The sequence below is a fragment of the Paenibacillus sp. TY11 genome, from assembly GCF_059772165.1.
The window spans coordinates 37,021-50,543 of the sequence record NZ_JCBAIQ010000022.1; the positions used below are offsets into that span (position 1 = coordinate 37,021).

The following is a 13,523-nucleotide window of genomic DNA, read 5'->3' on the forward strand; positions in this document are numbered from 1 at the left end:
AAAAACCTCTTAGACTGTATCTGTTATAAGCCTCCAATATTTTTGCAAGTCCCAGCCCACAATGAAAATACCCGAAAATACCTCTTATCAAATCCATGATAAAAAATTTCTGATTCTTAAATCCCTCCTCTCTAATAGTTGTCCGATGAAATTAAAGATTTAGACTGGGTTTGTTGGTCCTAAGCTGATTCTGAATTGCTAAATCGTCAGACTTGGAATAATAAGTTTTAGACTGACCCAAATATAAAACTAGCGGCAGTCAAGGACCTGAAAATAAAGTCCTAGACTGCCGCTGGTTTATTGAACTAACGTTCTCAGTTAGCGTAACAAGTGGTGCAAAATTATTTCATGCGATAAGACTGGCTGTTTTGATAAAGTTTATTTGATACAAGATGAGGTTCTTGTCATCCGCCGTACCGATCCAGCCAATCGCGCTGCCACGCCTCGAAGGACTTGCCACTTATACTCTGCAGCGGCTCGCCACTGGGGAGCGAGAACATGCCATCCCCGTTGATATCTACAACCGTTTCGGTGCTGCCGATCGGATTGCCGTCAGTAAGAAACACACCGAGGCGATAAATTCTCCCTGAATCGCTAGGCTTCCAATCGCCTTAAATCGTTCTACCTCTATGGTTTTGCCGAAATAATCGGCTGGATCAACGTCTTCCATCAGTCCCCATTCGACCATATCTGGCGTACGGGTCAGCAATTTCCGATGCGACTGTCGAGAATCCTCTCTATCGCTGGATATTCCTCGAATCTTCGTTCGATGAAATGTTGAATAATCGCCCCGTAAAGGGGCGGTTTTCTTAGGCTTGCATAAATGCTTCTAACGGTTCCAGAGTCGCGAACGTCTTCTTCGCATCCTTCTTCCGTTGCTCATCATAGAGTTTGGTCAACTCTTCGAATGATTTAGCTTTAATCTTCGTATAACTCGATTTGGTGTATCTGATTATGTACGTCTTTACCCCTTCCTCTTCACTCCACTCGTAAACGACATCATATTTGTCCCTCAAATTCTTTAAATGAAGTGACCGGCGCAACACTGCATAGTGTTCTTCAATGGCTTCATCACATTCCTCCATAATCTTCTCGTATGTGCAGCCAACTCGCATCAGAATCTCCAATGCCCGTTCATCGCCGTATCTCGCGAGAAATTCCTTCAACGAAACCAGCGCATATAGCATTATTTGTTCCTTGTCATTTGGATTCCTGTATTCATAACAGCCTACAACCAAATTGCGGTCGGTCATTTCCTCCTTACTGAATTGCATATTAAACAAATACTCGAGTGTCTTTTGCTTCATAACGGTTTCCAACATCTGTTCTTTATCAATCCTGATGCCCGTTGTCACCCACGGAAACGGTAGTTGGCCGTTACTTTCACGCGGTATGCTACCCCTAAGATTCAAAATCGGCATACCCGTAGCCATTGCGTACGACCTGTTATATCCGTCGCCCGCGAATATTTCCTGTTCTTCTTGCATATGTCCTGCCCCTCCTTTTAGTACCAAGTTCCATTCGGCGCGTAGTGCCACCAGTTGTCTGCGAAGTGAATCTCCACTCGATTCCAGCGAATTGCGATCCAAATTATCCTCCGCACTTTCCAGTAATTTCTTGGTTAAGCAATAGTTCTCCGTTCGTATTATGAGCTGTGACCTACGCTTATGGGCTTTGTCACTTCCGCTCTTCCAGTCCCGCTATGTCCATTGTCAGGCAACACTTTTATTTCCATCTCTCCAGGCACTTCATGAAGTCTCCGTTACAATCGGTTAGACGAACCGAGGAATAAGACCCTATAGTAAACTATTGCATATCCATAAAACTACCACTTTTTTGTGTTGGTCTCCTATTAGTTCATCATCGCTGCTTTTCATGAACCCGCGAAGATACTTCTGGGATAAATTGTATCATATGAGAACCATAAGTCCATCTAATGGTTGCGTTATCCTGCCCGTTGGCTAATGCCGGCTGCCATTCTACAACTTTATTTTTCACGGTCTAATGCTTTGTTTTTCAGTCTAACACTTTATTTTCACAGAACAATAGTCTCATTAGACTATTTTGTTCTTCCCATAATTTTAAGAATGTATCATACTTCATAACATTCACGCACCTTCCGTATACTTTACCCATATCGCTAAGTTATTAGCCTGATTGAAGACTCTCCTGTTTAAACCCGCCTCTTAATTCTTAGGTGCATGCAAATTATCTTCTTTATCAGATAAATTACTATGAAAAAAGCTTGCTCCCATTTTACTGTTAAAGGAGCAAGCTTATAGATATTTATCAATTGCTGTGAGTTATATTGATTTAGGATTTTTATAGCACCAGTTTGGATCATAGGGCAGAGATCTGAACTTCTGCATATCTTCCCAACTGTAGACCCAATCGTAATCAGGAATCCAAAAATAGTCAGTAGGATTTAGCTTGAGATATTCATATATAAATCGAAAAATCAGCTCTTCAACACCATAAACATCTTCAATACATCCTACTTGATACAAGGACAAGCTTGAATCTAATCCACTAATATCTTCATCATGCTCATAATTAATTTCGTAATTATCAATTCCGTCAATATAGAATATAAACTGCTGGTTATTTTCAGCACCCAGTGGGTTATAAGATATATTTAGAGTTGTTGAAAAAAACTGTTCGTTCTTATATTTTTTATCATTGTCAAAATATAATCCAGCATCTGCATGAAAGGCAGCTACGATTGCATCTCCCAGTAATTTCTCAGGTGTATATTTTTCTCGTTCTATTAAAATAAAAGCCGAACTTCCCATCACTTAACCACCTTTCTTAATTCCTCTAAGGAATTTACAACAGTTACTCCTAGCTTCTTGATATTATCCAATTTTTCTTTATTACTTTGAGATAGATTGCCCAAAGGCTTATCGATATAAAGTATAACTTTCTTCTGTTCTGGATTAAAATAAAGCTTATCAGTCGTAATTGTCATTTTCTCCAGTTGTCCTTCTTTAACTGCTTTGATTGAAGCCTTAACCTCAATTAATTCATTTTTTGTAACTACATCTAAATCACCTGCAAATTGACCATCTTTCTTTAAAATTTTTTGTCCAAAACCAGTGACTTCCCGTTCTTCTTTTAAAAAGCCAGCTACTTTTGCTTCAGTTGCCTTTCCTACATCTGAGCTATTCATAAAGTTCTCAATATCCCGGTTAATATTTTTGGGATGTTGATCAACCCATGTCAATTCATTGCCAGCAGGGTTTGTATATTTCGTCTTATTTCCTTCCTTAATTATACTCCCTATATTATTATTGTGAGTTCCCTCGATTACATGTGGAGCCTTTTCTGCCTTAGCTCCCGAAGATGGAATAGAATTAGATGAACCTCCACCTTCTCCTTTCGCCATCTGCCACAATTCCGCTGAGCTCTTCCCTATTCCACTTGCGCCTTTAACTGCGGTTGTACCTCCATGTGCCGCTAAAGCTGCTGAGCCAATCAATCCAGGTATTCCGATAATACTACCAACTCCCGTGGATGAAACAGCAACTGATAATCCTTCTCCACCTGTTCCAACGATTACCTCACCAGCTCCCTGCAATGTTGTAGCTACGTGACCAAGAATTTCACCTACTTTAGCTGCAATTGGATGATCATAGTCACGATCTTTGTCGGGCAGCATTCCCAAGGTTAAATCTTCCTGAATAGCTCCTTTTGCTCCCTGAGCAGTATCCCACAGAATTTCTCCTTGAAGCTTGCTAGCTTCCATCTGGGCTTCAGCCTTGGTGATCTCAGCTTTACCGATTTGTTCAAAGATTTTATGTAACCAACCTTCACCGCTTGATGCCGTTTTAACAGGCACACCATTCCCTGGCACATCCAGTACAACTTTTTCTCCATCTACCTGTGTGAAGTTTTTTGAAATAAAAATGAGTTCTTGTGCAACCGTAGAAAGTCGTTCAAGTGTCACGCCCATGGATTGTCTAGAGACCTGAAAATCTTGGGAAAACCTCTCTCGGGTAGCACCAGACCAACCTTGTTGGACAAAATCAATTCTTCCATTCAGTAAATTCAACATACGTTCCATTTCGTGTTTACCATGCAAGAACTGGTCAGCCACTTCCATTAGCTTATCAGGTGGAACCAATATTCTCCCCAATTGATCACGTCCATTTTAATTTAGATGGAAATAATCTTATCAGAAGGAGATGTTTAGGGATATCCACCTGTTATCCTGAAATTTCCTTTTATATTATGTGACAAATGGACTGATATAAACGGATTTACTATGTCATAAGTATTGTATAAAGCCTCTTTTTAATATAAACGAAAATATCAGTGTTAAATTTTTTTAAAATATTGTGGAGGCACAAAATCGGCAAGCCAAACACCATTGTTAGCGATATAGAACTTCACATTATTATCCAGCGCTTTTACTGTATCGACTTCAAGAATGACTAATTCACCACGTCTCTTACCTGCCAATGTTGCAAATTCAAGTGTCTCAGATAGATGAACATATTTTCTCCCCATTGGTTTAATTCCCTCGGTAATAATTTTATCAACTACTTTGCTATTTGTTCCGTGATAAAGAGCAGTTGGCGGAATGGATTCTTTGTAATCTAATCTTCCTGCACTGTGCCCGTAGTTCGCTCGTATGTATCCATTTACCATGTGGTATCGCTTCTTTGGACAATTAGTTACGACTTGATCAATCCCTGCTTCTCCTATATCCGACCATCTATTCTCTGATTTAATTGCTGAAATTAAGTCTTGCACGTGGCAATAACCTTCATGGTCCAACTTAATTCCAAACTGTTCTGGTGTATGCCTAAGAATTTTACTCATAAATTTACTAAGGCTCTCTTCTTGTTTTGGTGATAACATCATATACTCCTTCTAATGTAATATTTGCTTTATCTAAAGTAACCAATCTGATGATTCATAGCGTCTTGTGAAGTAAAGCACTAATCCCCCGATAAGGAAAAATGTAGCTCCAATTAAAAAACCTCTTAGACTATATCTGCTATAAGCCTCCAATAATACTGCAACTCCCAGCCCACAAGGGAAATACCCGAAAATACCTCTTATCAAAGCCATGATAAAAAACTTACGATTCATACATTTTTCTCCTCGCTAATCGTACTTCATTATATAAAAATGAACAAATTTATTTCATCCATATCCATATATCCTCTTTGTCCCCATTTCACAGCAATCCAAAGTCTCCAACAAGGACTTCCATTCTAAGCCTAAATTAAAAAGACAACAGGTGATACCTGCTGCCTTTACTCACCATTATTCAGCTTCCGTCAACATTTTTAAAATGCCAGTAAATGAGCCGTCAATCGACATAATACCTCCATTAACTTGCTTGCTAAATTGAGACTCTGTAAGTTTATCTTTTCCTGCTGTGTGATTCTTAATGAATTTTATAAGCTCTGCTTTCTGATTTGCAATATCCTTTAATGCTTGTTCGCTTTCTTTTTTATAATTTTTAACTGTTTTATTTAGTTCCACCTTAGCCACGCCGAGCTGCTTCTTTAATTTATCACAATCAGCCTTGGCTTGAGCTATTACCACTTTACTAGATTTATTTTTCACTTCGTTTTTATAGCGCGCAGATGCTTGGTTTAATCTCTGAGCTAGCTCACGAACTTCTGCCCCCAGAACAGCATTAAGTTTTTTTTGTGCAATTTTAATTTCCTTCACACGATCTTTGTAATTCTCAAAGTATATTTTTTCGATTTCACTTGTTGACATTGCTTTTGTAGATGTTGCTGCCAATACTTGTGATGGAATTAAAATAACAAACATTAATAATAGTAGAATAGCTTTCTTCATATGTATCTCCTTCTTTGGTAGTAGTGCAATTATCATAAGGGAAATGAAGGGAATAGGCAATATGTCTTGTTATTAAAATACTACTTTCTACATTGTATATTCTTTCAATGATCGAATAAGCATTTGACAGATAAAAGTCTAAGCTAAGTCACTTGTGGAAGCTTATTAATGCATAGCAAAACAGGCCATTTAAAAAGGCTAGACGGATAATTCCATCTAACCTCTTGATCATAGTTAATTTTCTAGGTCTATTGTGATCTTAAACTTGAGACTATTTTATTCCAACATTCCTCTATATTGTCCAGTTGGATCATAATTACTAATGCTACTGACATAAAACTGGATACTAGGAGGGTGGAATCAACCTACTCTTCATCTTCATTAACCACTTTAATTAGATTTCCGTAGACTTCCTTCGTGTGAGCAGATGCATGTTCTTTAAAATGTGTAAACAACCTCATACATCTGATTGCTTGTATTCTATTGTTAGCTTCAGCAGACTTTTCCAAACAACTGAACAAAAATGTGAATCCATCTGAAAATCTGCCCTTACGCAAAAGATAGATTGCCAATCCCCTTGATAAATGAGTAAAACGTTCTGAACTAATTTGTTGAGTATATGCGCCTACCTGATTTTGTTCATTCAAAAAAGACTGAATTTCTGCTTCAAACAATTCAAGGATGTGATCTACATTTATATTATATCGATTAGCCACCTCAATTATATTATCTATTGCGGGGAGTATTTCATCTTTCTTTGAAGAAAAATAAGCAACATAATCAGGGATTACACTTAAGTCGCCTGACATAAGCCTATTCACATAAATATTAGCGCTTGCCCATTCTTTAAATTGATTTTTCCATTCTAGGGTCGTTTCATCTTTCTCTTCTACCCAGCTTAAATCGGCATATCTCTGGATATGTTGGAGTGCTGTCTCATAATCTTTATTAGCATCACAAACTTCAGCACGTATTAAATGCGAAAATGCCCAGTAGACAAATGAAGGGTATAGCGGCTTCTTTGTATGTTCACTATTTTCAGAATGCTGTTGATCAATTTTGTATTGTATTTTCGCTTTATTTCCCAGCGATTTAGCGAAATAATCCAATTTAACCCATTTTCGTAGAGAACGATATGTATTCACCAACGCTCTTAGTGCATCAAGCTGATCTATTTCATCTAATCTTTCAACGTAAGGCTCGAACTGAACCGCTGCATCATAGTTTTTCTCTTGATCGTCTCCAACACGAATCGTAAACAATCGATAATGGCAAACCGCCAATCGTTCTGAATGTTGCTGCCTTTCACTCTCGGCCACATTTTCATAAAGAAACGCCGCTGCTTCATTGTGACCATCTCTGTAAATATTCTCGGCTACTTCAAAGAGTAACGGAGGATAGATTGGATTATCCAGCAACAAAAATACAACTCGTTGCAAGCAATCGAGTCGATCAAGCTCCACACATCGGTACAAAAAAGGGCTAATTCTTCGCCAGTTGAGCGTTTCTTCTATGATACACTCTTCAATGTAACGTTCATAAAAATAGTCTGGTGGTAATTCCATCCCGGCAGTAATGCGATCCAATTGGTTAACGGATAAAATACGATTTCCAGTAACAATACTGCTAACCGTACCTACATTCAAATCAATGATGTGTCCAAACTCGGTCATGGTTAAGCTTTTCCGTATCAGATAGGTTTGAACTTCTGCTCTAATCGTAGGTGTGATCTCCATAGATAAACCACCCTTCATCATAAACTTTTCATATGATGCATAGATAAAAAACTATGTAATTGAGAAACGAGTTATAAAATTAATTTATTTGATCACTCACGATTATACCGTTTTTTAGAATAAAATCATATATATTTCAGATATTTACTCAAGATACCTTTTTGAATGATTTCATGATAAAGTGGAATATCAGAGGACAACTCAAGCAATACAAATTTATCAGATTGAGTAGATGTGTTCAAATTCCATTATAATTTATCGGTAGATTGGTCTTAAAATTGATATGTAAAGCTGACCAACTACCGTCTACAATTTGGGTATGGTTCAAGTCGAAAAATAGGCTGAGTCAGGGAGTGGAAGTGCTATGCCCATATTTGTGGAAATTGAATGGTAATTTGATTTTAACCACCTCCGGGGTATTTAGAAGCAGAAATCAGCGCCCATTAAATAACTATACGGTGTAGATAGATGTGCTGGAGGAAATTGTAGAAATTAAAGAGATGTTTTGGGTGTAAATCCCCCCACTCATTTTATCTAAATAATAATATATGGATATTAAAAACAAAAACCTAGACATATTATCTAGGCTGCAACAGTGTACGAGTGTACACATATGAATTTAGAGTCTGTTCATTTCAGTCAGTTATGAGATTTTAATAAAATGAACCAGTACATATCAGTAAATTGAAAACAGCTATGAAAGCTTTATTTATCCAGATATTTTTATGCAGCAATTGCAGTACTGTGGACATCCGTGGAGCCATAAAATATTTAGGGTTTATTCATGTATAGTAAAATAATATTAAAATAAGTCATATAAAAAGAGCTAGACGGATAATCCCACCTAACTACTTGATAATAGTTGATTTTCTATGCTCTACTGTAATCATGAACTTGCGACATTTTATTTCTCACATTCCTCCATGTTGCCCTGTAGGCTCATAAGTAGACCCTTTGTCTTGGTGCTGAAGAAGGGGAACTGCTACTACTACTAGTATAAAACTGGTAACTAAAAAAGATAGAATTACTTTACGTTTCATCATTATCCACCTCATTAATTAAATTTCTATATGCTGTCTTCGTCTCAGATGCTGCACATTCCTGATAGAACTCATATAGCTTTACACACTTAATTATATACGACTTATTATTGATTAATGTAGATTTTCCCAAACAATTTAACAAAAAAGTAAATCCATCCACAAAATTATTTTTGTTAAAGTAGTAAACCGCTAATTCATGTGTGAAATGAACATAACGTTCTATAACTAATTGTTGGTTGTACGTACCTATACACTCAGGTTTATCCAGCAAAACTAAAATTTCTGTTTGAAATTGATTTAGTATATTATCAACATTTAAATGATATCGATTAGCAGCTTCAAGTATGTTATCTAATCCGGAAAGTAACTCTTCTTTCCTTGAAGAAAAAAATGTTACATAATCAGCCAAAACACCAATTTCACCAGCATGAAGTTTATTTACATAAGTATTGGCTTTAGACCATTCTTTATATCTCATTTTCCATTCTGAAGTGACTTCATCAGTTTCTTTCACCCAACTTAAGTCACCATATTTGTACGTATGCTGAAGTGCCTTCTCATAATCTTTATGAGCCTCACAAACTTCTGCACGAAGTAAATGAGAAAAAGCCCAATAAGCAAACAGAGGAAAACTTGGTTTCTTTGAATTTTCTTTTTTCACATGGTGCCGCTGTTGTTCCAATTTGTATTGAATTTTAGCTTTGTCTCCCAAAGCTTTAGCGAACAATTCTACTTTGTCCCATTTACGTAACGAACGATATGTATTCGCCAAATCTTTTAACGCTTCTAACTGATCTATCTCATCTAGTCGTTCAACATATATTTCAAATTGAACTGCCGCCTCATAATTTTTCTCTTGATTGTCTCCTTGCCTCGTATGAAACAAGCGGTACTGACACATAGCGAGGCGTTCTGAGTATTGTTTTTTTTCACTTACAGCTACATTTTCATAAAGTATGGCTGCCGCTTGGTACATCTTTTCATGAAATAATTCTTCAGCAAGCTCAAATAAGGATTCTGAATAGCCCAACTTATCCATCAATAGATTGACCACCTCATGAATGCAGTCCAGTTTGTTTAATTTCGCACAATTATGTATAAAAGGACTCATTCGACGCCAATTCGGATTAGCCTCTGTTAAATACTCAGACACATACCGTTCGTAGTAATAGCCGACGGGATGCCCCATCGCTTTTGTAATTCGGTCTAGCTGATCCACTGAAAGAGTGCGGTTCCCATTAATAATACTGCTCATGGTGCCCGGATTCATTTCGGCTGCTCTAGCTAAATCACTTAGGATTAAATCATGATCTCTCATATGTTTTGCTATCTCTGTGAGTATCGTGGTTGTTGTGTTGTACAAAGTAACCACCCCTTATCAGGAACTTATTAGGATATCAACTCATTAAAAAAGGACTATTGCAATCCAATGATTGTATAGCCTTTCCGCAATTCATTGTACCATCTTTTGGCACAATATCATATACCTTTCAGAACCTTACTTAAGATACCTTTGAAGGGTTTGTAAAGAAAATTAAGCTCTATAAATCCTGAGACATACGAATCATATCTCTACACTGTATGCCATTCTCATAAATTTCTTCTAGATAGTTATGTCTGACAAAGAAATCTAGATCTACACCAACAATTCTGAAACCACATTTTTGGTAGAGAGCTAACTGCCCTATGCTAGAGTTTCCTGTACCCATTTCCATCGTTTTATAACCTTGAGTCCTGGCTGTTTCAATTGCATGTGTCACTAATTGTCTGCCTATTCCTTTACCATGCATTACTTCCGATACTGCTATATTTACTAACTCAATTGTTTCAGGCCTTGTAGGTAAAAGAACGTAGACTCCTACAATCTGATGGTCAATCTCTGCTACAAAACACTCCCCTCTTTTTAAATATTCCTCAACAAGTTGACGAGAAGGATCAGCTAGTAACAAGAGCTCCATCGGGTAATTTTCATTTGAATTAAGCAGTCTAATATTCATATATTCTCTCCTTAATGTATTATTTCGCATTTTTACCTTTTGCCAAATCTAAGATCACTCAGTACGAGCAGAACATCATGTCCCCGGATTTCTACGCTTATCGTAGGCTTTGTTCAAGAAACCCGGGGGTGATGGCGGTGGGAAGCAATATCCGTCTGCGCAGTGGCACTATATGAAACTTTTAAATTCAGCTTATATATAGACTATGAAGCTCTAACTCAGGTTGATCTCAATTCATACAAGCCATTATGAAGTGAAAGACTGGCAGAGCATGGACCTTCAAACAAAACACTGATGCTGGAAACGATCGGAAGCCGATCATCAGGAAACCAAGGCCGTTGCTTGTCTATGACTATAAATGATCCTTCTACATCCCCTAGCGGTGCGAACTTCTGTCCAGCCCCACCCCATGAATCAAGTTGGAACATTTCTGTGATTGTTCTAGATACTTCTGGGACGTCATCGACCGGGAGACCAATCTCGCTTATACGAAGTAAAGAGTTGGGCCCGAAAGCTTCAGCGACTGTGTTGTCGAGTGTATGGTGAGCGATGAACTCGACGAGGTTGTGATCCGGATCATAGAAGTAAAGTGCTGTTGCATTCCAGTTTTCGAAAAAAAACTCATCTTCTTGGGATCTTGAAATCAATGAAATCCCCCGATCGATGACCCACTGTTTTGCTTCTATGAATTTATTTGTTGGAATCGTAAACGCAACATGATAAAACTCATTTTCCATGTGGGAGGATTCCTGAAAAGCAAGAACCGATTCCCCTACTTGAAACGACAACCGCGAAGGGCCTTCCTCCGCAACCTGCAAATCCAAGAGAGAGCCGTAAAAAGCTTTCATCGCTTCAAAACTGTGTGTGCCTAAGAGCACTTCTTTTAATTTCAATGCAATCGTCCTCCCTCATAAATAAAAGATAAGCCCATTGCCTGTCCGTATCCAAATCAGCATTTCGTCTAGGACTGTATGAGATCATTACATTGGTTATGGACTATCCTTTAATTCGCTCAGAAGTGTGGCATTCACATCCAACGCCTTAAATCGAAGTAATATATCCTGTTCATCCAGAGCTTTACTTTTCGCCATTTCGAGATAAAGCTTGGGCTGATCCCGAAATGCCCTTGCACTCCCAATCGAGTATGCCTTCTTGAGATATTCATGAGCTAATACAGGCTTGCTCTGAAGAAGAAGTGTTTCCGCCAGCTGAATGTAAGGCTCAGCATGTATAATCCGGTACCCTGCACCTTCCAAATCTAAAATTTCCTCATTTAAAAGCTCTACTGATCGCTGAGTATGACCGTTATAATTGAGAATTTGAACGTATTGATGCAAGGTTACACCTGTAATGCCCCATTTATGCTTAGGTTCGGGGATTAGATCCCAAGCCATCTGTGCTTTTTCCTCGGCCATGTTGCTATCTAATGGGAGTGTATGAGCTGCATCCTCTCCAAGCTCCCAAATCGCTTCTTCCAGTTGATCCTCCAGATCGTGATACATTCGAATATTCATCAGATTCCTTCCAATAGATAATATAATTTCAACTCATAGAGATGTCTACTCCATTGCGATTAGCGAAAACGCTTAATTAAGGATATCACTCCCCAGATGAGCAACGCCAAGATCCCGCTGACGATTACGAATGTCATTAAGATCGAAGTCCATACGATATGCAATCAACATCACCACCCCATGCATCATTTTATGGTCATCATGTAGAGTACTCTTCTAATGTCTCTCCATATTTTAACGCACGTTGACTTCCGCCGCATTCGAATTGAACATTTTTATTTTTATGATCATGGATAAGAAAGCTAGCAGTGCAAACATCATTCCGCTCCAGATGAGCTGGTGTATTCCCAAGTGAGAGATAAACCACCCGCCCAGAGCAGCCCCTATCGTAATACCCAGATTAGAAAATGAGACAAACAGGCTGTTACCGAACTCTGGAGCTTCTTTCGCTTCAGTGGTTAACCATGTTTGACTAATAATAAGCCCCCCGGAATGCACGGCCCCCCAAATGAGCACAACCACAATCATCGGTAGGAAAGAAGCACCCAGAGCATAAGTGAATACGTAAATGACCATATATAACAAGGGGAACATGATGACGGTCCTTGTCAGATTTTTATGTAATAATCCTCCAAATAAAAAGTTTCCAAAAATCATGATGATTCCAAAAACCATCAACATGATACTGATCCATGACCCATTCATAAGAGTTACTTGTCCAAGATATTCAGCAAAGTAGCTATACACGGAAAACATAGCTGCAAAGATAAAAATAACAGTCACAATGTTAAACCACAATTGAGGTTTACGTAATATACCAAGCTGTTTGCCATAAGACATCTTTTCCTGAACAGGCAGGGAAGGAAGCCAAACGAGTATCCCTACAAATGCAATCATGCTTACGACAGCTCCAAACAAGAAAGCAGCCTCTAACGATATTTTTTCAGCAAGATAAGAAGTCAAAGGCACGCCAAAAGCAAATCCCACGGTAATTCCAGCGAAAACCTTGGTGACGGCTTTACTGCTCTTTTCAGGGGGAACAAGATGAGATGCGGTCACGAGGGCAACTGAAAAAAAGACAGGATGAAAAATAGCAGGGAGAACACGAAAAATGAGCATGACCTCAAAATGAGTGGTATAGGCATAGAATATATTGGAAATGACAAAACTCAATACAGCGGTTAATAAAATGATTTTACGATTCATGCCGGAAACGAGTAAGGTCAAAAACGGACCTGAAATGGCAACAACTAAAGAAAATATACTGACGAGCCAACCTGCCTAGGAAGTTGATACATTAAATTTCTGAGTTACTTGGGGGAGAACACCTATAATCCCCATTTCCGTTGTAATAATGCCGAATACACCTAAAGCCAGAATGATAATAAGTAGCGGGTTAACCTTTTTCATTTT

12 protein-coding genes and 1 pseudogene are annotated in these 13,523 nt (G+C 38.3%); all 13 read right to left on the reverse strand.

Features of this window, described 5'->3' with window-relative positions; genetic code table 11:
• Positions 1 to 517: 517 nt before the first annotated feature.
• The gene (locus AC6EJC_RS21425; RefSeq protein WP_155729773.1) at positions 518 to 709 is read right to left on the reverse strand and encodes a hypothetical protein; all 192 of its coding nucleotides are present in this window, start codon (positions 707 to 709) and stop codon (positions 518 to 520) included.
• Positions 710 to 809: 100 nt separating this feature from the next.
• On the reverse strand, positions 810 to 1,589 hold the full coding sequence (locus tag AC6EJC_RS21430; RefSeq protein ID WP_444955701.1) for a hypothetical protein: 780 nt from the start codon (positions 1,587 to 1,589) through the stop codon (positions 810 to 812).
• Between the two features lie 714 nt (positions 1,590 to 2,303).
• Positions 2,304 to 2,792 (reverse strand): hypothetical protein, encoded by a 489-nt coding sequence (locus AC6EJC_RS21435; RefSeq protein ID WP_250267935.1) that lies wholly within the window; start codon positions 2,790 to 2,792, stop codon positions 2,304 to 2,306.
• A complete protein-coding gene (locus AC6EJC_RS21440) occupies positions 2,792 to 4,135 on the reverse strand; it encodes a WXG100 family type VII secretion target (RefSeq protein ID WP_444955702.1) in 1,344 nt (447 codons plus the stop codon). The genes AC6EJC_RS21435 and AC6EJC_RS21440 overlap by 1 nt, the downstream gene beginning before the upstream one ends.
• A 182-nt stretch (positions 4,136 to 4,317) precedes the next feature.
• The gene (locus AC6EJC_RS21445) at positions 4,318 to 4,863 is read right to left on the reverse strand and encodes an RNA 2'-phosphotransferase (protein WP_254326058.1); all 546 of its coding nucleotides are present in this window, start codon (positions 4,861 to 4,863) and stop codon (positions 4,318 to 4,320) included.
• Between the two features lie 33 nt (positions 4,864 to 4,896).
• Entirely contained in the window at positions 4,897 to 5,097 is a 201-nt protein-coding gene (locus AC6EJC_RS21450) for a hypothetical protein (RefSeq protein WP_028542918.1), read from the reverse strand.
• Positions 5,098 to 5,274: 177 nt separating this feature from the next.
• On the reverse strand, positions 5,275 to 5,820 hold the full coding sequence (locus AC6EJC_RS21455) for a hypothetical protein (RefSeq protein WP_341161868.1): 546 nt from the start codon (positions 5,818 to 5,820) through the stop codon (positions 5,275 to 5,277).
• Positions 5,821 to 6,185: 365 nt separating this feature from the next.
• Positions 6,186 to 7,556 carry a transcriptional regulator gene (locus AC6EJC_RS21460; RefSeq protein WP_444955703.1) on the reverse strand — a complete coding sequence of 457 codons (1,371 nt, stop codon included), beginning with the start codon at positions 7,554 to 7,556 and terminating at the stop codon, positions 6,186 to 6,188.
• A gap of 1,029 nt (positions 7,557 to 8,585) precedes the next feature.
• Positions 8,586 to 9,917, reverse strand: a complete 1,332-nt coding sequence (locus tag AC6EJC_RS21465) for a helix-turn-helix domain-containing protein (RefSeq protein ID WP_444955750.1) — start codon at positions 9,915 to 9,917, stop codon at positions 8,586 to 8,588.
• Between the two features lie 223 nt (positions 9,918 to 10,140).
• Positions 10,141 to 10,596, reverse strand: a complete 456-nt coding sequence (locus AC6EJC_RS21470) for a GNAT family N-acetyltransferase (RefSeq protein WP_444955704.1) — start codon at positions 10,594 to 10,596, stop codon at positions 10,141 to 10,143.
• Between the two features lie 218 nt (positions 10,597 to 10,814).
• Positions 10,815 to 11,489 (reverse strand): VOC family protein, encoded by a 675-nt coding sequence (locus AC6EJC_RS21475; RefSeq protein ID WP_444955705.1) that lies wholly within the window; start codon positions 11,487 to 11,489, stop codon positions 10,815 to 10,817.
• Positions 11,490 to 11,585: 96 nt separating this feature from the next.
• Positions 11,586 to 12,110, reverse strand: a complete 525-nt coding sequence (locus AC6EJC_RS21480; protein ID WP_444955706.1) for a hypothetical protein — start codon at positions 12,108 to 12,110, stop codon at positions 11,586 to 11,588.
• Between the two features lie 234 nt (positions 12,111 to 12,344).
• Positions 12,345 to 13,520, reverse strand: a pseudogene (locus AC6EJC_RS21485) (MFS transporter).
• Positions 13,521 to 13,523 lie beyond the last annotated feature (3 nt).

Excerpts from the sequence above, each read along its gene's own strand:
- AC6EJC_RS21435 (WP_250267935.1), bottom strand. The coding sequence starts at position 2,792 with ATGGGAAGTTCGGCTTTTATTTTAATAGAACGAGAAAAATATACACCT.
- AC6EJC_RS21445 (WP_254326058.1), bottom strand. The coding sequence starts at position 4,863 with ATGTTATCACCAAAACAAGAAGAGAGCCTTAGTAAATTTATGAGTAAA.
- AC6EJC_RS21450 (WP_028542918.1), bottom strand. The coding sequence starts at position 5,097 with ATGAATCGTAAGTTTTTTATCATGGCTTTGATAAGAGGTATTTTCGGG.
- AC6EJC_RS21455 (WP_341161868.1), bottom strand. The coding sequence starts at position 5,820 with ATGAAGAAAGCTATTCTACTATTATTAATGTTTGTTATTTTAATTCCA.
- AC6EJC_RS21460 (WP_444955703.1), bottom strand. The coding sequence starts at position 7,556 with ATGGAGATCACACCTACGATTAGAGCAGAAGTTCAAACCTATCTGATA.
- AC6EJC_RS21465 (WP_444955750.1), bottom strand. The coding sequence starts at position 9,917 with ATGAGAGATCATGATTTAATCCTAAGTGATTTAGCTAGAGCAGCCGAA.
- AC6EJC_RS21470 (WP_444955704.1), bottom strand. The coding sequence starts at position 10,596 with ATGAATATTAGACTGCTTAATTCAAATGAAAATTACCCGATGGAGCTC.
- AC6EJC_RS21480 (WP_444955706.1), bottom strand. The coding sequence starts at position 12,110 with ATGAATATTCGAATGTATCACGATCTGGAGGATCAACTGGAAGAAGCG.